General features: G+C 73.6%; 17 protein-coding genes and 1 pseudogene. 6 read left to right on the forward strand and 12 right to left on the reverse strand.

The window, feature by feature from the left end:
• Window positions 1-135 precede the first annotated feature (135 nt).
• Window positions 136-981 (forward strand): GNAT family N-acetyltransferase, encoded by an 846-nt coding sequence (locus tag AC5L30_RS14475; protein WP_494867762.1) that lies wholly within the window; start codon window positions 136-138, stop codon window positions 979-981.
• A 16-nt stretch (window positions 982-997) separates the two neighbouring features.
• Here the strand turns inward: AC5L30_RS14475 and AC5L30_RS14480 are convergent, their stop codons facing one another.
• Both AC5L30_RS14480 and lgt read right to left on the reverse strand, forming a co-directional pair.
• Window positions 998-2185, reverse strand: a complete 1188-nt coding sequence (locus AC5L30_RS14480; RefSeq protein WP_494867763.1) for an FAD-dependent oxidoreductase — start codon at window positions 2183-2185, stop codon at window positions 998-1000.
• A 15-nt stretch (window positions 2186-2200) separates the two neighbouring features.
• Window positions 2201-3379, reverse strand: coding sequence for a prolipoprotein diacylglyceryl transferase (gene lgt, locus AC5L30_RS14485; RefSeq protein WP_494867764.1), 1179 nt, complete (start codon window positions 3377-3379; stop codon window positions 2201-2203).
• Between the two features lie 102 nt (window positions 3380-3481).
• Here lgt and AC5L30_RS14490 point away from each other — a divergent pair, with 102 nt between their 5' ends.
• Complete coding sequence (locus tag AC5L30_RS14490) at window positions 3482-4114, forward strand: NUDIX hydrolase (RefSeq protein WP_494867765.1); 633 nt, start codon at window positions 3482-3484, stop codon at window positions 4112-4114.
• 247 nt (window positions 4115-4361) lie between these two features.
• Here the strand turns inward: AC5L30_RS14490 and trpA are convergent, their stop codons facing one another.
• Genes trpA through trpC form a run of 3 tightly spaced genes read right to left on the reverse strand, consistent with a single transcriptional unit; the run spans window position 4362 to window position 7247 of the window.
• Window positions 4362-5165 (reverse strand): tryptophan synthase subunit alpha, encoded by an 804-nt coding sequence (gene trpA / locus AC5L30_RS14495; protein ID WP_494867766.1) that lies wholly within the window; start codon window positions 5163-5165, stop codon window positions 4362-4364.
• A 1-nt stretch (window position 5166) separates the two neighbouring features.
• Window positions 5167-6405 (reverse strand): tryptophan synthase subunit beta, encoded by a 1239-nt coding sequence (gene trpB / locus AC5L30_RS14500; protein ID WP_494867767.1) that lies wholly within the window; start codon window positions 6403-6405, stop codon window positions 5167-5169.
• Between the two features lie 38 nt (window positions 6406-6443).
• A complete protein-coding gene (gene trpC, locus AC5L30_RS14505) occupies window positions 6444-7247 on the reverse strand; it encodes an indole-3-glycerol phosphate synthase TrpC (RefSeq protein WP_030334428.1) in 804 nt (267 codons plus the stop codon).
• Window positions 7248-7734: 487 nt separating this feature from the next.
• Between trpC and AC5L30_RS14510 the strand changes: the two genes are divergently transcribed.
• Window positions 7735-8004: a hypothetical protein gene (locus AC5L30_RS14510; protein ID WP_494867768.1), complete on the forward strand. Its 270-nt coding sequence runs from the start codon at window positions 7735-7737 to the stop codon at window positions 8002-8004.
• Between the two features lie 75 nt (window positions 8005-8079).
• On the opposite strand, the gene AC5L30_RS14515 is transcribed toward AC5L30_RS14510, so the two are convergent.
• The 4 genes and pseudogenes from AC5L30_RS14515 to AC5L30_RS14530 all read right to left on the reverse strand — a co-directional run.
• On the reverse strand, window positions 8080-8670 hold the full coding sequence (locus tag AC5L30_RS14515; protein WP_494867769.1) for a Trp biosynthesis-associated membrane protein: 591 nt from the start codon (window positions 8668-8670) through the stop codon (window positions 8080-8082).
• A gap of 114 nt (window positions 8671-8784) precedes the next feature.
• A complete protein-coding gene (locus AC5L30_RS14520) occupies window positions 8785-10338 on the reverse strand; it encodes an anthranilate synthase component I (protein ID WP_494867770.1) in 1554 nt (517 codons plus the stop codon).
• 58 nt (window positions 10339-10396) lie between these two features.
• The gene (gene hisI, locus AC5L30_RS14525; protein ID WP_494867960.1) at window positions 10397-10828 is read right to left on the reverse strand and encodes a phosphoribosyl-AMP cyclohydrolase; all 432 of its coding nucleotides are present in this window, start codon (window positions 10826-10828) and stop codon (window positions 10397-10399) included.
• A 231-nt stretch (window positions 10829-11059) separates the two neighbouring features.
• Window positions 11060-11758 (reverse strand): annotated as a pseudogene (locus tag AC5L30_RS14530) (nucleotidyltransferase domain-containing protein); the annotation flags it as partial.
• Window positions 11759-11935: 177 nt separating this feature from the next.
• On the opposite strand from AC5L30_RS14530, the gene AC5L30_RS14535 reads away from it, so the two are divergent.
• From AC5L30_RS14535 to AC5L30_RS14545, 3 genes are all read left to right on the forward strand, one after another.
• Window positions 11936-12691 (forward strand): ABC transporter ATP-binding protein, encoded by a 756-nt coding sequence (locus AC5L30_RS14535; protein ID WP_124853997.1) that lies wholly within the window; start codon window positions 11936-11938, stop codon window positions 12689-12691.
• Window positions 12688-13443, forward strand: a complete 756-nt coding sequence (locus tag AC5L30_RS14540; protein WP_354971156.1) for an ABC transporter permease — start codon at window positions 12688-12690, stop codon at window positions 13441-13443. Before AC5L30_RS14535 ends, AC5L30_RS14540 begins: the two co-directional genes overlap by 4 nt.
• Window positions 13444-13537: 94 nt before the next feature.
• On the forward strand, window positions 13538-14134 hold the full coding sequence (locus AC5L30_RS14545) for a TetR/AcrR family transcriptional regulator (protein ID WP_494867772.1): 597 nt from the start codon (window positions 13538-13540) through the stop codon (window positions 14132-14134).
• Window positions 14135-14174: 40 nt separating this feature from the next.
• Here AC5L30_RS14545 and AC5L30_RS14550 read toward each other — a convergent pair whose 3' ends face one another.
• The 3 genes from AC5L30_RS14550 to AC5L30_RS14560 form a co-directional block, all read right to left on the reverse strand.
• A complete protein-coding gene (locus AC5L30_RS14550) occupies window positions 14175-14924 on the reverse strand; it encodes a DUF2470 domain-containing protein (protein ID WP_494867773.1) in 750 nt (249 codons plus the stop codon).
• A gap of 83 nt (window positions 14925-15007) precedes the next feature.
• Window positions 15008-16795, reverse strand: a complete 1788-nt coding sequence (locus AC5L30_RS14555) for an ABC transporter ATP-binding protein (RefSeq protein WP_494867774.1) — start codon at window positions 16793-16795, stop codon at window positions 15008-15010.
• A gap of 115 nt (window positions 16796-16910) precedes the next feature.
• Window positions 16911-18794: an ABC transporter ATP-binding protein gene (locus AC5L30_RS14560; RefSeq protein ID WP_494867776.1), complete on the reverse strand. Its 1884-nt coding sequence runs from the start codon at window positions 18792-18794 to the stop codon at window positions 16911-16913.
• Window positions 18795-18934: the final 140 nt, after the last annotated feature.

Below are 18934 nucleotides of genomic sequence, written 5' to 3' on the forward strand. Positions count from 1 at the left end.
TGTCGTCACTCAGGTTGGATCATGGTGGGGACGACGTCGGCCCGTGGGTCTATTGAGTCTACGTTAGGGCCGGGGTCGCACGGCCACCCGAGATTGATCACACCGTCCACTGGCTGGGACGTGTAGTCTCGCGCGGTGGATCCGCGACACAAGAACGTCTTCGACCGGTTGGAACGCTTCTACGACGCGGTGCCCCGCGACGTCGCCGGTGCGGAGGATCATGGCGGGCTGGTGCTGTTCGTCCGCGAAGGCGCCGGCTGGCCGTTCTACGCCCGCCCGCGGATCGACGCCACCGAACCACCGTCGCTGGCCGACGTGACCTCGGCGCGCGAGCGCCAGCGGAAGCTGGGCCTGCCGGAAGCCTTCGAGTGGGTGCACGAGACGACCCCCGAACTGCTGGCGGTGGCCCGCTCGGCGGGGCTCAGCGTGCTGGAGGCGCCGCTGATGGTGCTCGACCCGAGCGCGCTGCCCGACCCGGCGACGCTCTCCGACGCGGCGGTGCGGGTGCTGGCAGCGGACTCCCCCGGCTTCGCCGCCGACGTCGCCGCCCGTCGTGCGGTGGCAGCGGTGTCGTTCGCCGCCGCCGGCACCGCCCCCGGTGACGCCGGCCCGGCCGAACGCGACGCCGCCGTCACCGAACTCGAACTGGCCGCGCTCGACGAGGAGCGCGCCCGGATCGCCGACGGCCGACGGATCTCCGCGCTGGCCGGCACGCCGACCGAGGGCGCGCTGGCCAGCGGTATGGCGATGCGGGTGGATGACGTCGCGGAGATCGCCGGGGTGGCCACCCTGCCGTCCGCGCGCCGACGCGGGCTGGGCGCCGCGCTCACCGCCACCCTGGCCCGGGAGCTGCTGGCGGCCGGCACCGAGCTGATCTTCCTCTCCGCCGGCAGCGAGGACATCGCCCGGGTCTACCTGCGGGTCGGCTTCCGCCGAATCGGCACCGCCTGCATCGCCGAACCCGCCGCCCTCATCCCCTGACCTGCCCCGCCACCGGTCAGGCCGGGGGACGCCACTGGGCGGCGGAGGCGGCGGCGCTGGAGAGCAGTCGCGAGTTGATCGTGCCAAGTGCGGCGTCCCGGGCGCGCAGCGCCAACCGGCCCCGGGTCTGGAGCACCGCCGACATCCGCCGGGTCTGCCGGACCACGGTCGCGGCCCGGGGGCGGCGCACCCGGTCGTACGCCTGGACGGCGTCGGGCAGCCGGGCCTCCCGCAGCAGCGACGCGAGTGTGGCGGCGTCCTCGAACGCGAGGCAGGCGCCCTGCCCGAGGTGCGGCGGCATGGCGTGGGCCGCGTCGCCGAGCAGCACCACCCCGCCGGGCCCGACCGGAAAGCCGTACGCCCGGGGCAGCGGGCGCAGCTCGCGAACCTCCTGCTGGACCAGGTCGGCCGGGTCGGTGGCGTCGAGCAGCGCGCCGACCGGCGCGGGCCAGCCCGCGTACCAGCGACGCAGCAGGGCGAGCTGGGTCTCCGGTGGTTCCGGGCGTGGCGCTCCGGCCGCGGTGGCCACCCAGTAGATGCCGCCACGGGTGGACCCACCCGAGGAGCCGCGCTGGCCCAACGAGGCGGCCACGAACCGATAGCCCGCGCCGAGAATCTCGCCGGCCAGCGGCTGGTCGTCGGGGAGTCGAGGCGCTTGATACCAGGGAATGACGGCCCGCCAGGCGGCGCAGCCGGAGCTGATCACCCGGGACTCGGGCGCGAGTTGGCGGCGGATGCCACTGTCCGTGCCGTCGGCGGCGACCACCAGATCGGCCTCGATGGTGTGCCGCCCGTCGCTGACTCCCGGTCGCTCGCCCGGCTCGACGCGGACGTGGCGCACGGTCACCCCGGTCCGCAGTTCGACCCGCTCGCCGAGGCCGGCGATCAGCGCGTCGTGCAGATCCTCCCGGTGCACCACCACCGGCATCCGGTCGGCCGGGATGGGCCGGGGCTGCACGAGCCAGTGCCCGTCCGGGCGACGAATTCCGCCGTCGGGCAACGGGGTGGCGATGGCGGCCAGGCCGGCGCCGAGGCCGAGGGCTTGCAGCGCGCGGACGCCGTTGGGCCAGAGCACCACGGCGGTCGGCTCGGGACGGACCCGTTCGGCGCGTTCCAACAGGGTGACCTGCCAGCCGGAACGGGCCAGCGCGCCGGCCACCGCGAGGCCACCGACCCCTGCGCCGACCACCACCGCGCTTCGCATTGGTGTCGCCCCCGCTCAGCTGTCCCGGTCGGCGGGACGCGCGCCGGTGGCGTCGGCCCGGTCGGTGCGAGCGGGGGCCGGCTCGTCCGCCGGCTCGTCGTCGCTCGACGCGAGGTCGGCGGCGGCCGCGTCGCCGGACGGCTCGCCGTCATCCGGCCGGGAGTCGTCGTCCGCCGGCGGTACGACACCGGTGTCCTGCCAGGCGGCGTACTGCTCCTCGTTCACCACCCGGTAGCCCTCCGGCGCGGCGGCCCGCGCGGGGGTCTCCCGCTCGGAGAGGTCGACCTGGGACAGGTCGGACGTGGGGGGCGGGGTCGTCGTCGCCGCCGCGCCGAGCGGGATCAGGTAGTCCCGAGGGCCACGCACCCGCACGAAGTAGATCAGGGCGCCGACGAAGACCAGGGCGGCGGTCCAGACGTTGAGCCGGACGCCGAGGATCTGGTTGGCCTCGTCGGTGCGCATCAGCTCGATCCAGAACCGGCCAGCGGTGTAACCCATCACGTAGAGCGCGAACGCCCGGCCCCGGCCCAGCTTGAGCCGGCGGTCGAGGATGAGGACCAGGGCCACGACGCCGAGGTTCCACAGCGCCTCGTAGAGGAAGGTGGGCTGGTAGAGACCCGGTTCGAGGATCGGCTGCCCGGCGTCGTCCCGGAGTGCGTGCCCGGGGTTGTCCGGGTCCATCCGATGGATCTCCAAGCCCCACGGCAGGGTGGTCCGGCCACCGAAGAGCTCGTTGTTGAACCAGTTGCCGATCCGGCCGACCGCCTGGGCCAGCGGCAGCCCGGGTGCCAGCGCGTCGGCCACCACGCCGAACGGAATGCCGAGCTGTCGGGCCGCGATCCAGGCACCGACCGCGCCACCGGCGACCGCGCCCCAGATGCCGAGACCGCCCTCCCAGATGGCGAACGCCTTCATCGGGTCCCCACCGGCGCCGAAGTACTTCTCCGGTGAGGTGACCACGTGGTAGATCCGGGCGCCGATGATGCCGGCGGGCACCGCCCAGACGGCGATGTCGAGCACCGCGCCGGGCGCGACGCCGCGCTGCCGCAGCCGGCGCTCCGTCACCCAGCAGGCCAGCACGATGCCGGCGATGATGCAGAGCGCGTAGGCCCGGATCGGCACCGGCCCGAGTTGCCAGACCGCGGTGCTGGGACTGGGCAGGGCCGCCTGGGGGGAGAGCGAGGCGAGGGTCACGGGTGCACACGCTACCGCTGCACACCCCCGCAGCGGCACCCCGGGCCGCTGGAGCGCGCATCCCGGTGACTTCTGGTTTGCACCGTCGTAGGCTCTTTGTCCATGAGCGCGCTCACCTGGGCGGTCGCCGCGGTCGTCACCGACGACACCGGTCGGGTGCTGCTCTGCCAGCAGGGACGCGGGGCGCGCCGCTACGCATTGCCCGGCGGGCGGCTGCGCCCGGCCGAAGGCCCGGTACGGGCGGCCCTACGCGACATCCGCGCGGAGACCGGCTGGGACATCGAGCTGATCGACCTGGTCGGCTTGTACCACCTGACCGGCCCTCCGGGGGAGGCTGCGGCCGGACGCGCCGGGCCGCTGCCGGACGTCCTCGCGCACGTGTTCCGAGCCCGCGCGGCCGGGGTCCGACCCGCTACCGACCCACCGCCGGGCTGCCAGTTGTCCTGGCACTCGCCCGACGCCCTGCCCGAAGTGGTCACCCCACTCACCCGGGCCGCCGTCACCGACGCGACCGCCGGCCGCTCCGGCGTGCTCCGCGAGGTTCCCTGCGTGCGCGCCGCCTCCGCCGCCTCCGCCGCCTCCGCTCCACTGCCGGCAGGTCGCCCAGCCGAGGAGGGCCGGCCGACAACCGGCCAGGACGCGCAGCGGCCGCGGACCGGCCAGGACGGGCGTCCGGGGGCGGTGCAGCCACCGGAGCAGCGCGGCGAGGCTGCGGATCCGTCCCTGCACCCCTGACGGGCCCGCAACCATTCCGAGGTCTGCCGCGTGGTCGCGGGCAGCCTCGCCCCCGGCCCCATCCGATTGACCGTTATACCTGTGAGTCATAGATATGACTCACAGGTATAACGCTCAACAGACAGACATACCCCCGCGCTGCGCGGTCCGGTCGGCCGCCCCGCCGGCACGAGCGCCGAGGGTCCATCCGGACCGAGTTCAGCGGGGCCGGGCTCAACGCGCGGCCAGGCTCAACGCGGGGACGGGCTCAGCGGGTGGGGTTGCGGACGCCCTCGGCGAGTTCGGCACTGAGGGTTCGCAGAGCGGCCAGCCCGTCGGCCTCGGTGGACGCGTCGAGCACGCACCGGACCAGGGCGCTGCCCACGATCACCCCGTCGGCGTAACCGGCGACGGTGCCGGCCTGCGCGCCGGTGCCCACACCCAGGCCGACACCGATCGGCAGGTCGGTGACCGCGCGGGCCCGGGAGACCAGCGTCGGGGCGGCGTCGGAGGTACGCGCCCGGGCACCGGTCACCCCCATCACGGCGGTCGCGTAGACGAAGCCGCGGCAGTGCCGCACCGTCATCGCCAGCCGGGCGTCGGTGGACGACGGCGAGACCAGGAACGTGCGGTCCAGCCCATGCGCGTCCGAGGCGGCCAACCACTCGTCGGCCTCGTCGGGGATGAGGTCCGGGGTGATCAGGCCGGTGCCGCCGGCGGAGGCGAGGTCACGGGCGAAGACGTCCACGCCGTACCGCTCGACCGGGTTCCAGTAGGTCATTGTCACCACCGGAGCGCCGGTGGCCGCCACCGCCTCGATGATGCGCATCGTGTCCGCGGTGCGTACGCCCCCGGCCAGCGCGATGTCACTGGCCCGCTGGATCACCGGCCCGTCCATCACCGGGTCGGAGTAGGGGATCTCCACCTCGATCACGTCGACGCCGGCCTCGACCATGGCGGTCATCGCGGCGATGCTGCCCTCGACGGTGGGGAAACCGGCCGGCATGCAGCCGACCAGCAGTGCCCGTCCGTCGGCGCGGGCCTTGTCGAAGGCCACCCCGATCCGGCTCATCTCACTGCTCCTTGTCGAGGATGCCGAAGTAGTCGCCGGCGGTGTGCACGTCCTTGTCGCCCCGCCCGGAGAGGTTGACCACGATGGTGGGCTCCCGGCCCAGCTCGGCGGCGAGCTTCGGGGCGAGCGCGACGGTGCCGGCGAGCGCGTGTGCGCTCTCGATCGCCGGGATGATGCCCTCGGTGCGGCAGAGCAGCTCGAAGGCGGCCATCGCCTCGTCGTCGGTGACCGGTAGGTAGCTCGCCCGGCCGGTGTCGTGCAGCCAGGCGTGCTCGGGGCCGACGCCGGGGTAGTCCAGGCCGGCGGAGATCGAGTGCGACTCCAGGGTCTGCCCGTCGGCGTCCTGGAGCACGAAGGTGCGGGTGCCGTGCAGCACCCCGGCGGACCCACCGGTGATGCTCGCCGCGTGCCGGCCGGTGGCCACCCCGTCGCCGCCGGCTTCGAAGCCGTACAGCCGCACGGCCTCGTCGCCCACGAACGCGTGGAAGATGCCGAGCGCGTTGGAGCCGCCGCCGACGCAGGCGGTGACGGCGTCCGGCAGCCCGCCGGTGAGATCCAGGCACTGCTGGCGGGCCTCGTCACCGATGCCCCGGACGAAGTCGCGCACCATCGCCGGGAACGGGTGCGGGCCCGCGGCGGTGCCGATCAGGTAGTGCGTCTCGTCGACGTTGGCCACCCAGTCGCGCATCGCCTCGTTCATCGCGTCCTTGAGGGTGCGCGAACCGTTGGTGACCGGAATGACGGTCGCGCCGAGCATCCGCATCCGGGCCACGTTGAGCGCCTGCCGCTCGGTGTCGACCTGGCCCATGTAGACCACGCACTCCAGGTCGAACAGGGCGGCGGCGGTCGCGGTGGCGACACCGTGCTGACCGGCGCCGGTCTCCGCGATCACCCGGGTCTTGCCCATCCGCTTGGTGAGCAGCGCCTGACCGAGCACGTTGCGCACCTTGTGCGCACCCGTGTGGTTGAGGTCCTCCCGCTTGAGCAGCACCCGCGCGCCGACCTTCGCGGAGAACCGCCGGGCCTCGTAGAGCAGCGACGGCGTGCCGGCGTAGTCGCGCAGCAACGCGCCGAACTCGGCCCGGAAGGACTCGTCCGCAATCGCCGTACGCCACGCCCCGTCGAGCTCGTCCAACGCGGCCACCAGGGCCTCGGGAACGAACCGTCCGCCGAAGCGGCCGAAGTGGCCGGCGGAGTCGGGCTGCGGGCCGGCCACCGGGGCCAGCGCGTCGGCGCTCATCGGGAATCCTCTCGGTGGGACGTCAGACCGGCGCGGGCTCAGCGCACCGGCCGGGGCGTTGCCGGGTGGTTGCCGGCGTTGACCAACTCGGCGACCGCCTCGCGGGGGCTCTTCTGGGTGACCAGGCCCTCGCCCACGAGGACCGCGTCGGCGCCCGCGGAGGCGTACCGGATCAGGTCGTGCGGGCCACGAACGCCGGACTCTGCGATCTTGACGACGCTGCTGGGCAGGCCCGGCGCGATCCGCTCGAACACCGACCGGTCGACCTCCAGGGTACGCAGGTCACGGGCGTTGACCCCGATCACCTGCGCGCCGGCCTCGAGCGCGCGGTCGGCCTCTTCCTCGTCGTGCACCTCGACCAGAGCGGTCATGCCCAGCGACTCGATCCGCTCCAGCAGGCCCATCAGGACGTTCTGTTCGAGTGCGGCGACGATCAGCAGAACCAGGTCGGCACCGTGCGCGCGGGCCTCGTGGATCTGGTAGCTGGAAACCACGAAGTCCTTGCGTAGCACCGGCACGGTGACCGCAGCCCGGACAGCCGCCAGGTCGTCCAGCGAACCGCCGAACCAGCGCCCCTCGGTCAGCACGCTGATCGCCCGCGCCCCACCGGCCGCGTAGTCGACCGCGAGGTCGGCCGGGTCGGCGATCTCGGCCAGCCGACCCTTGGACGGCGACGAGCGCTTCACCTCGGCGATCACGGCCACGCCGGGCTTACGCAGCGCCGCGTACGCGTCCATCGGCGGCGGCGCCGCCGCTGCCAGTTCACGGATCCGCTCCAGCGGAACCTGCTCCTGGCGGCGGGCGACGTCTTCACGTACGCCAGCCAGGATCTCGTCGAGCACGCTTACGGACGCTGCCTGGCCGGCCTCGTCCCCCTCCGCGTGCGCATGCTCAGCAGTCACGAACGGACTCCCCTCTCCGGGCGTCATGGGCCGATGCTAGGGGCAGCCGACCGACGCCGAATGCCGGGGGTATGGCGCTGCTCACGAAAAGGGCTGCGGCATAATGGCCGACTTGCCGTAAAGGGGTTGTCACGCAGCGCCACCTCCGGTATCGACCACCGTCACGCGGTATGGAGCCTGGCGGCCGCAGTCAGACCGGGCCGATCCATCGATCATGCCACCAGTTTCCCCTCTGCGCCCGGCCGCAGCGATGTCGATCGATCCTGTGAGCAAGCTCAAGGCCGAACGGACGGTGCCTGGTCATGGCCGAGGCGGGACAGTTGACCGGGCGGTCACCGCGGCGAAACGTCGACCGGCGAGCATCGTCCTCGGGCAGACTCGATGACGCGCCTGCCCCGACCGCAGCAACTCCTCGTGCGAGGTGACCATGAGCATTTCCGAGCCGCACCCGACCATCGGACTGACCACCATCTCGCGGACGGTGGCGTCGCTCGCCGTCGGAGTGGTGCACAGCGTGGAACGGGCCGTGGTGGGCGAGGGACGGATGCGGACGGCACGGGGCAACGCCTGGGAGGCGGTCTGCGCCGACCGGGCCCGCGCCGACCAACGCGCCGAGCTGAACCGCCTGGTCGCCGAACTGACCGCCGCCCGCGCCACCAGTAGCCGCGCCCAGTGGGAGCGCCAGCCGGTCGGCTGACCGCCCGCCGCCGCCGCGTCAGTCAGCCACCGCGGCCACCGCGTCAGCCCGCCAGCGCGTCAGTCATCCGTCGGGTCAGTCGGCCGTGGGGTCCTCGCCCCGGTCCAGTGCGTCCCATGCCTCGGTGGTCCGCCGCCCCGCCAGCGGCGTCGGCGGCCCAGCCGGGTCGCTCTGCGCCGACGCGGCCTCCGGAGCGGTCCGCGCCGGACGTTCGTACCGGGCGCCCATCGCCGGCCAGTCACCGCCGCGCAGCGCCGTCCACCAGCCACCCACGGCGGCCAGCAGGCCGCCGAGCAGGCACAGCGCCGGCCACTGCCGGCTCACCGCGCCGCCCACGTCGGCCACCAGCCCATAGCCGCCGCCGGCCGCCACGGCCAGACCGAGCACGCCGAGCAGCACCCCGAGCACCCGACGCAGGCGGCCCCGGGTGGCCAGCACCGCGCCGCCCCCGGCCAAGGTCACCAGGGCCAACGCCGGCAGCCAGGGCAGCAGGCTCGCCCCGCTGCGGGTGTCGCGCACCGGCGCCAGCGGCGCCGGACGTACCGTCAGCTCGACCGACCAGCTACGCGTCGCGGCCCACAGCGCCAGGCCCGCACCAGCCAGGCAGAGCAGCACGGCGTACGTCAACGCGCGCCGGCCCACGACGGACCGCTCCCCGCCGCTCACGAATTCACCCCTTCGTTCGCGACTGCGGGGCTCCGCTTCGCTGCACTCCTCGCGCTCACCGAACTGGCCCTTCGTTCGCGACTGCGGGGCTCCGCTTCGCTGCACTCCTCGCGCTCACCGAGCCGGCCGGAGGGTTTCGGCGGCCGCGATCGCGGCCAGCACGGCCGCGGCCTTGTTCCGCGTCTCCTGGTCCTCGGCGGCCGGGTCCGAGTCGGCGACCACCCCCGCCCCGGCCTGGACGTAGGCGCGGCCGTCACGGATGAGCGCGGTCCGGATGGCGATCGCCATGTCCAGGTCGCCGCCGAAGCCGAAGTAGCCGACGGTGCCGCCGTAGAGGCCACGACGGACCGGCTCCAACTCCTCGATGATCTCCATGGCGCGCACCTTGGGCGCGCCGGAGAGCGTGCCGGCCGGGAAGGTCGCGGCCAGCGCGTCGAAGGCGGTCTGGTCGTCACGCAGGGTGCCGGTGACGGTGGAGACGATGTGCATGACGTGGCTGTACCGCTCGATGGTGGCGAACTCCGGCACCTCCACGCTGCCGGGCTGACAGACCCGACCCAGGTCGTTGCGGCCGAGGTCGACCAGCATCACGTGCTCGGCCCGTTCCTTCGGGTCGGCGAGCAGTTCGGCGGCGAGCGCGGCGTCGGCGGCCGGGGTGCCGCCCCGCGGGCGGGTGCCGGCGATCGGGTGCAGCAACGCCCGACGCCGCCCGTCCTCGGTGCCGGTGACCTTCAGGTGCGCCTCCGGGGACGAGCCGACGATGTCGAAGCCGTCGAAGCGCAGCAGGTACATGTACGGGCTGGGGTTGCTGGTGCGCAGCACCCGGTAGACGTCCAGCGGGTCGGCGTGGGTGGTCCGCTCGAAACGCTGGGAGAGCACGATCTGGAAGCACTCACCGGCCCGGATCGCCTCCTTGGCCGCCTCCACCGCCTTCGGGTAGCCGCCGTCGGGCGTACGGCAGAGCACCTCGCCGGCCGGCGGTCGCTCGACGGTGGAGATCATCGGCGGGATCGGCCGGGAGAGCGCCGTGGTCATCGCGTCCAACCGACCCACGGCGTGGTGGTAGGCGGCGGCGACCTGCGGGGCGCGGTCCGGGGCGTCCAACGGCGGCAGCACCGCGTTGGCGACCAGGATCGCCGAGCCGTCGTAGTGGTCGAGCACCACCAGGTCGGTGGCGAGCATCATGCCCAGCTCCGGGACGCCCAGGTCGTCCTCGGTCAGCTCGGGCAACCGCTCGAAGCGCCGGATCAGGTCGTAGCCGAGGTAGCCGACCATGCCCCCGGTCAGCGGCGGCAGACCGTCGGACGGGTCGCCGACCGGGCCGGCCAACGCCGCCACCGTCTCCCGCAGCATCCGCACCGGGTCACCCTCGGTGGACAGCCCGGCCGGCGGCTGGCCGAGCCAGGTCGCCACGCCGTCGCGCTCGATCAGGGTCGCGCTGCTGCGTACGCCGATGAACGAGTACCGCGACCAGGCCATGCCGGCCGAGCCGACGCCCTGCTCGGCGGATTCCAACAGGAACGTGCCCGGCCCACCGGCCAGCTTCCGGTAGACCCCGACCGGAGTCTCGGCGTCGGCCAGCAGCCGCCGGGTGACCGGCACCACCCGCCAGTCGGCGGCCAGCTCGGTGAAGGTGGCCAGGTCGGGGCTGAGCGTGCCGTCGGTCATGGCCCGACCTGCCTTTCGTTCGCGACTGCGGGGCTGCGCGGCGCTGCACTCCTCGCGCTCACCGTGCCTCCGTCCCGGTGACGGGCAGCTCGGTGAAGAAGCAGGTCCGGTGGCCGGTGTGGCAGGCCGCGCCGACCTGGTCCACGCTCACCAGCAGCGCGTCCCCGTCGCAGTCCAGGGCGACCGACCGCACGTACTGGTGGTGCCCGGAGGTGGCGCCCTTCACCCAGTATTCGCGGCGGCTGCGCGACCAGTAGGTGGCCCGGCCGGTGGTGAGGGTGCGGTGCAACGCCTCGTCGTCCATCCAGGCGACCATCAGCACCTCACCGGAGTCGTGCGCGCGCACCACGGCGGCGACCAAGCCGTCGGCGGTGCGGCGCAGCCGGGCCGCGATGGCCGGGTCGAGCCGGGACGGGCGCGCCGGCGCGGGCGCGGCCAGCTCGTTCGGATCGCTGGGGACGCCGGTCACCGGCGGGTCAGGTACGGGCACAGTCACCAATTCTCCCGCACGCGGCGCGGGCACCGCCGACCGCTCCCGGCAGGGCTGCGGCGCCGGCCCCGAGAGCCGGGGCTGCGACGAGGGCCGGGGCTGCGACGAGGTTGCGGCCGGCCGGGCCAGTTGGGCGACATAGCGGTCCAGCCGACCGTCGACCAGGGCGGCGGCCAGGTCCGCGCCGGCCGTGTCGGCGATCTCCTCGGCGTACGGCCGGATCAACGGCAGCGTGCCGGCGACCAGCCGTACGGCGGCGGCCCAGAGCTGCCCGGTGGCGGCCGGGCGCAGCCCGAGGCAGAGCAGCATGTCCGTCCGGTACCCGGGTGGGGCCACCGGCAGTTCCAGGGCCGCCGCGAAGGCCGCCCGGCGGGAGTGGACCCGCACGGACGGGTTGGCCGGGCGCAGCACCGAGGGGCAGAGCCGCGCCAGGTCGGCGACGGCGAGCCGGACGCCGAGGCGGTCACTGGCGGCACGGGCGGCGGCGGCCTTACCGAGCGTGGCGATCAGCTCTTCCAGGCGGGGTGGCTCGGCGGGCTGACAGAGCACCGGCAGGTCGATCCGGGGCCGCCAGTGCGGGTCGGCCCAGAGCAGCCGCGCCGGCGCGGTGACCGGCAGCCCGAACGCCCAGTCGGCCGGTTCGCCGAGGCGGTGCACCCAGGACCGGACGTCGCGTGCGGCCACCGAGACGTGGGTGACCTGACCTGCGGACTCGGCCAGGTAGGCCCGCCGGGCCGCGTACGGGGCGCCGCCGACCAACACGTCGAGGTCGACGTCGCTGTGTGCGGTGGCGGCGCGCCGGGCGTGGCTGCCGCGCAACAGGATGCCGACGACCGGCCGCTCGGCGGCCTGCCGCAACCGCGCGGCCCAATCCTCAAGAAAACCGCTATTCGGTAACGGAGCGTGACCCACCGCGCCATCGTGCCGCACGTCCGATCGGTGCGCAATGCCCGTTGGCGGACTTGGTGTCCGGTCCGGAGCCTACTGCCCGTTCTCGCACTCCCCGCAACGGTCGACAGCCGGACTGAGGTCCGGGCCGTTGCGCCCGGCACGGTATTTCATCTAGCGTTGAGTTCAACAGGTGATGAGTTTCTGTGGAGGTGTGTGATGGACGATGCGATAGCCGTCCGGGACCTGGTCGTCGACCGGGGTGGGCGGCGGGTGCTGGACGGCATCAGCTGCCGTGTCCCGCGGGGCGCGGTCACCGGGCTGCTCGGCCCCAGCGGCAGCGGCAAGACCACGTTCATGCGCGCGGTGGTCGGGGTGCAGCTGGTCAGTGGCGGGACGGTCACCGTGCTCGGCCAACCGGCGGGCACCCCCGCGCTGCGGCACCGGGTGGGCTATCTGACCCAGGCGCCGAGCGTCTACGCCGACCTGACCGTCCGGGAGAACGCCCGCTACTTCGCGGCCCTGTACGGGCGTGGGCGCGTCGAGGCCGACCGGGCGATCAGTGATGTCGGGCTGGCCGAGGCCGCCGGTCAACTGGTCGGCACCCTCTCCGGCGGTCAACGCAGCCGAGCCTCGCTGGCGTGCGCCCTGGTCGGGGAGCCGGAGCTGGTCATCCTCGACGAGCCGACCGTCGGTCAGGACCCGGTGCTACGGGCCGATCTGTGGGCCCGGTTCCACGCGATGGCCGCCGCCGGCACCACCCTGCTGGTCTCCAGCCACGTGATGGACGAGGCGGCGCGCTGCGACCAACTGCTGCTGATCCGCCAGGGGCGGTTGATCGCCGACGACAGCCCGGCCGCGATCCGCGCCGCCGCCGGAGTGGACGACCTCGACGAGGCGTTCCTGCGGCTCATCCGGGCCGGCGAGGCCGCCTCCACCAGCACCGACGCGACAGCCGCACGGGAGACAGCATGAACCCGCGAATTCTCGCCGCCACCACCGGCCGCATCCTGCGTCAACTCCGGCACGACCGGCGGACCATCGCGCTGCTCGTGGTGGTGCCGGCCGTCCTGCTCACCCTGGTCTACTTCATGTACGCCGACCAGCCGACCCCACCCGGCCAGCCGACGACCTTCGACCGGATCGCGCTGGTGATGCTCGGCATCTTCCCCTTCGTGATCATGTTCCTGGTGACCAGCATCGCGATGCTGCGGGAACGCACCTCGGGCACGCTGGAGCGGCTGCTCACCACCCCGCTGGGCAAGCTCGATCTGCTCTTCGGGTACGGCATCGCGTTCGGGCTGGCCGCCGCCGTGCAGGCCGCCGTCGCCGCCGCCGTGGCGTACTGGATCTTCGATCTGGAGACCGCCGGCAGCATCGGGCTGGTGCTCGGGATAGCCGTGCTCGACGCCGTGCTCGGCGTCGCCCTCGGGCTGCTGTGCAGTGCCTTCGCGCGCACCGAGTTCCAGGCAGTACAGTTCCTGCCAGTCGTGGTGGTCCCCCAACTGCTGCTCTGCGGGCTGTTCGTGGCCCGCGACCAGATGGCCGGCTGGCTCCAGGCGCTCAGCGACGCCTTCCCCCTGTCGTACGCCATCGAGGCGTTGCAGGAGGTCGGCGCCCACGCCGAACCGACCGGCCGGATGTGGCGGGACGTCGCGGTCGTGCTCGGCGCGGTGGTGCTGGCGCTGGTGCTCGCGGCGGCCACCCTGCGCCGGCGCAGCGGCTGACCCCCGCGCCGGGGGCGGCGGCCAGCGCGGCAGCCGACCCCGGCGCGGGCCGGGCCGGCCCACGACGGGCCAGGCGGACGAACGAAGGGCGGCGATGACGCGGCGAACCGGCCGGCGACCCGGCAAACCGGGTACCCGGGAGTCGATTCTCGACGCGGCGCGGGCGGCGTTCGCCGAACGTGGCTACGACGCCGCCTCGATCCGGGCCATCGCCGGCACCGCGCAGGTCGACCCGGCGCTGGTGCACCACTACTTCGGCAGCAAGGACCAGCTCTTCCTGGCCGCGATGAACTTCCCGGTCGACCCTGGTCAGCTGGTGCCGAAGGTGCTCGCCGGTGACCGGGACGGCGTCGGTGAGCGGATGGTGCGCATCTTCCTCGGCGTCTGGGACTCCCCGACCGGCAGCGCCGCGCAGGCGCTGCTGCGCTCCGCGGTGAGCAACGAGTGGACCGCTCGACTGCTGCGTGAGTTCGTCACCACCCAGGTGCTGCGCCGGGTGCTGGAAAACCTCGACGTCGATCCGGCCGAGCTACCGCTGCGGGGCTCCCTGGTGGCCACCCAGATGATCGGCCTGGCCATGATGCGGCACGTGGTGCGCCTTGAGCCGGTCGCCTCGGCGGACCCGGAAACCCTGGTGGCCGCGATCGGCCCGACGATCCAGCGTTACCTCACCGGCCCGCTGCCGAGCTGACCCGCCAGCGGAGCCCGGCCGGCCCGACAGCGGAAACCGGTCAGCGCGGCGGGCGGGCGTCGGCCGTGAGGCGCAGCGGCGGCAGCAGCCGGGGCAGCTCGGCCGGGTCGGTGACCGGGCCCGGGAAGGCCAGCCGGACCCGCCGCCGGGCACCGGGTTGGCCGAGGGCGACCACCAGCCCGTAGCGGTCGATGCGCACCACCCGGGGAGGCCCGTCCGGCGTCTGCTCGGTCAACCCGAGCTGCCGGCGCAGATACTCCGTCACCTGGGCGCCGTGGCGCTCGGCGAGGTCGGCGAGCAGGCGGGCCTCGACCGGGTGCACCGGGTCCGGCTCGGCCTCGGCGTACTCCACCGGGTCGACCCGGTGCACGACGCCGGCCCGCTCCCAGCGGACCTCGACCACCTCGAAGCGGAACAGCCGGAACCGGGTGCCCAGGTCGAGCAGGTCGCCGGTCGGCTCCACGGCGGCGAAGTCGACCGCCGCGTGGCGGGCCTCGTCGCCGCGCAGCTCGGCCGCCCAGCCGGACACCCAGGCACGACCCAGGCCGGGCGCGCCGGCGGCGGGCGGCAGGTCGAGTACGTCGAGCACCACCGCGACGTCACTGCCCCCGGCGGTCGGTTGCAGGGCGGCGGCCAGGTGGCTGGCCACCGGCACCAGCAGCAGCACCCGCCCGTCCGAGTCGGTGACGTGCCGGGCGTGGTGCGGGCCCGGCCGGTGGGCCAGGTGCACGAGGCCGGGCAGCCGGCCGGCGACGAGGGTACGGACGATCTCGGCGGAGTTGGGCCGCACGGGCGCGACCTCCTTAAGAGGTTAGGCTTACCTAACCCGGAGCCTAGAGCACCCGCCCGTCGGCGTCCACCGCACCGCGCAGCTCACCGGGTCTGCTCCAGCCAGGAGGCGTAGAGCAGGCCGTACACCGAGTCGGCGTCGCGGACCAGCTCGTCGTGCGGGCCGCGCTGCACCACCCGACCCCGGTCCACCACGATCACCTCGTCGGCGGCCTGCGCGGTGGAGAGCCGGTGCGCGATGGCGAGGGTGGTCCGACCCCGGGTCACCGCGTCCAGCGTGCGCTGCAACCGCACCTCCGTCGCCGGGTCCACCGCGCTGGTCGCCTCGTCGAGCACCAGCAGGTCCGGGTCGGCCACGTACGCGCGGGCCAACGCGACGAGCTGGCGCTCCCCGACGCTGAGTGCCTCCCCGCGCTCCCCGACCGGAGTGTCCAGGCCCGCCGGCAGACCCTCCAACCAGTCCGACAGGCCCAGTTCGGTGAAGGCGGTGCTGAGCTGCTCGTCGGTCAACTCCGGCCGGGCGAACCGGACGTTGTCCCCCACCGTCGCGTCGAAGAGGAACCCGTCCTGCGGCACCATCACCACGCGGGTGCGCAGCGAGTCGAACCGGACGTCCGTCAGCGGCACCCCGGACAGCAGCACCGCCCCGGCCGACGGGTCCATCAGCCGGGTCAGCAGCTTGGCGAACGTGGTCTTGCCGCTGCCGGTCTCACCGACCACCGCCACCCGGCTCTTCGCCGGGATCTCCAGGTCGATGTCGTGCAGCACCGGCGGACCACCCGGATAGGCGAACCGCACCCCGGCGAACCGGATGTCCAGCGGCCCGCCCGGCAGCTCCCGCCCCTGCTCCCCCGGGTCGGCCACGTCCGGGGCGACGTCCAGCACGTCCAGCACCCGACGCCAGCCGGCGATCGCGTTCTGCGCCTCGTTGAGCACCTCGGTGGCGATCTGCACCGGCTGGATGAAGAGCGTCACCAGGAAGAGGAACGCGGTCAGCTGGCCGATCGACAGCGTGCCGTCCACCCCCAACAGCACGCCGAGCACCACCACGCCGGCCAGCGCCAACCCCGCCGCCAACTCCCCGACCGAGCTGCCCACGATGCTGATCCGGATCGCCCGCTGCTGCGCCAGCCGCTGCTGGTCGATCGCCTCGTCCAGCCGCCGCTCGGTGCGTCCGGCGATGCCGTACGCCCGGATAACCGGCGCGCCCACCACGCTCTCGCCGATCGCGCCCAGCAGCGTCCCGGTGCGTTGGCGGACCGTCGCGTACGCCGTGCCGAGGCGGCGTTGCAACTGCCGGATGACGAACACCGCCGGCAGGAACGCGGCCAGCACCACCAGTGTCAACTGCCAGGAGTACGCCAGCATGACGGCGGTGGTGACCACCAGCTGACCCAGGTTGACCAGCAGGATCACCCCGCCCCACTGGAGGAACTGGGTGATCTGGTCGACGTCGCTGGTCACCCGCGAGACCAGCGAACCCCGCCGCTCCGACTGCTGGTGCAGCATCGACAGGTCGTGCACGTGTCGGAACGCCCGGGTCCGGACGTTGGCCAACGCCGTCTCGCTGACCGTGAACAGCCGGCGCATCATCAGGTAGCCGCAGATCGTGGTGATCGTCAGGATCGCCGCGGTGATCGCCACCACCGACCAGACCACGTCCAGATTCAAACCACCGACGAGACCCCGGTCGATGCCCTGCTGCACGGCGACCGGCACGGCGACCCGGCCGACCATGTAGACCAACGCCAGGGCCAACGTGCCGACCAGACCGATCCGTAGCTCCGGCGAGAGCGCCAGGCCCCGACGCAGGGTCTGCCAGGTCGTCTCCTCCCGCGCCTCCTGCTCGTCAGTCCCCGTAGTCGTACTCACCGGTCCCGCCTTTCGTTCGCGACTGCGGGGCTCCGCTCCGCTGCACTCCTCGCGCTCACCGGGGCCCGCCTTTCGTTCGCGACTGCGGGGCTCCGCTCCGCTGCACTCCTCGCGCTCACCGGTCCACCTCGATTTCCAGGCCCGACGGCAGCGGCGCCACGTCGTCGCCGTACGAACTTTCCTGCGCGCGCTCGACCTCGGCCTGCTCGTAGGCGGTGACCAGGTCGACGTACCCGGGCACGGTGGCCAACAACTCGCTGTGGGTGCCCCGGGCAACCACCCGTCCCTGCTCCACGTAGATGACCTCGTCGGCGAGCGCGATGGTGGCCCGGCGGTACGCCACCACCAGGATCGACGCGGCCGGAACTCCCGCCGCCGTGGTCGACGACCGCAGTCCCGCCAGGATGGCCGCCTCCACTCGAGGATCGACCGCGCTGGTCGCGTCGTCGAGCACCAGCAGGCGCGGCCGACCGGCCAGCGCGCGGGCCAGGGTGAGCCGCTGGCGCTGGCCGCCGGAGAGCGAGGTGCCCCGCTCGCCGACCATGGTGTCCAGACCATCGGGCAGCGCGGCGACGAACCCGTCCGCCTCGGCCAGCCGCAGCGCCGCCCAGACCACCTCGTCGTCGACGCCGGGCCGGTCGAGGGCGATGTTGGCGCGGACCGTGTCGTCGAAGATGAAGGGCACCTGGGCGACCAGGGCCACCGTGCCGGCCAGCGACGCGGAGGTCAGCTCGCGCACGTCCACGCCGTCCAGGCACACCGTGCCGGAGTCCGGGTCGACGAGGCGCACCGCCAGCGACGCGATGGTGGACTTGCCGGCGCCGGTGGGCCCCACCAGGGCGACCGTCCGACCGGACGGCACCGTGAAGCCGACCTCGCCGAGGACCTGCGCGCCGGGCGGGTGTGCTTCGGCCGGCGGGTAGGAGTAGTGCACGTCGTCGAAGGTGAGGGTGGCCGGGCCGGCGCCGGCCGGGTCGAGCACCCGCTGCCCGTACGGCATCTCGCCGGTGGCGTCGAGCACCCGGCGGACCCGGTCCCAGCCGGCGACGCTGCGCGGCAGCTCGGCCAGCACCCAACCGATGGCCCGCACCGGGAAGGCCAGCACGGTGAAGAGGAAGGCCACGCTGACCAGCTCGGTCACGCTGATCGCGCCCTGACGCAGCCGGAACGCCCCGACCACCAGCACGGCGAGGGTGCCGAGGCTGGGCAGTGTCTCCAGCAGCGGGTCGAAGATGCCGCGCAGCCGGCCGACCGCGATCAGCGAGTCGCGCAGCTCACCGGCGCGGTCCGCGAACCGGGCGGTCTCCTGGGCCTCACGGCCCATCGTCTTGACCACCAGGGCGCCGTCGAAGCTCTCGTGGGCGATCCCGCTGACCTCGGCGCGCAGGCGCTGCGCCCGGGCCTGCCGGGGGGCCATCCGGCGGGAGTAGACGACGTTGAGCGCGAACAGCGCGGGAAAGACCGCGAGGCCGACCAGGGCGAGCGCCCAGTCGGTGGCGAAGAGCGACACGATCGCGCCGACCAGCATCACCAACGTGCCGACGGCGAACGGCAGCGGCGCGATCGGGTACCAGGCCGCCTCCACGTCCGAGTTGGCGTTGGACAGCAGGGTGCCGGTGGAGTTGCGGTGATGCCAGGACAGCGGCAACTCCAGGTACCGGCGGGTGACCCTGCGACGGTAGGAGGCCTGGAGGCGGTACTGCATGTAGCCGGCGCCGAGCCGGCGGCCGAAGATGCCGGCCACCCGCAGCACGCTGATCCCGAACAACGCGGCCGCGGCCAGCGCCAGGGTGCCGGTGCCCACCTCGCCGCGTTCGATGGCCGGCAGCGCCACCTCACCGATGACCGACCCGACGACCCGGGCGCTGACAATGATCATCCCACCGAAGAGCACGCTGCCGACGACCGCCACCGCGAAGATCCGCGGCTGTTCCCGGATCGCCTGCCGCAGGACTCCCAGCCCTCGACTGAGAACGTCCCGACTTGTCTTGCTCGCCACGCTCTCCCCCGCCGTAAGCCGCAATTATCTCCCTCATCCTTACCGGTCGGAGCCAGCACCGCCGACCCTGACCGGATATGTCGACCATCACGTACCGGACGGCGGCGAGCCCGCCGGCGCCGACCGGCGTCCGCTGTCGC

It is taken from the genome of Micromonospora sp. BQ32 (assembly GCF_059358895.1).

Coding starts and splice junctions, on each gene's coding strand:
- AC5L30_RS14480 (WP_494867763.1), bottom strand. CDS start 2,185: ATGCGAAGCGCGGTGGTGGTCGGCGCAGGGGTCGGTGGCCTCGCGGTG.
- AC5L30_RS14490 (WP_494867765.1), top strand. CDS start 3,482: ATGAGCGCGCTCACCTGGGCGGTCGCCGCGGTCGTCACCGACGACACC.
- AC5L30_RS14510 (WP_494867768.1), top strand. CDS start 7,735: ATGAGCATTTCCGAGCCGCACCCGACCATCGGACTGACCACCATCTCG.
- AC5L30_RS14520 (WP_494867770.1), bottom strand. CDS start 10,338: ATGACCGACGGCACGCTCAGCCCCGACCTGGCCACCTTCACCGAGCTG.
- AC5L30_RS14545 (WP_494867772.1), top strand. CDS start 13,538: ATGACGCGGCGAACCGGCCGGCGACCCGGCAAACCGGGTACCCGGGAG.
- AC5L30_RS14540 (WP_354971156.1), top strand. CDS start 12,688: ATGAACCCGCGAATTCTCGCCGCCACCACCGGCCGCATCCTGCGTCAA.
- trpB (WP_494867767.1), bottom strand. CDS start 6,405: ATGAGCGCCGACGCGCTGGCCCCGGTGGCCGGCCCGCAGCCCGACTCC.
- AC5L30_RS14535 (WP_124853997.1), top strand. CDS start 11,936: ATGGACGATGCGATAGCCGTCCGGGACCTGGTCGTCGACCGGGGTGGG.
- trpA (WP_494867766.1), bottom strand. CDS start 5,165: ATGAGCCGGATCGGGGTGGCCTTCGACAAGGCCCGCGCCGACGGACGG.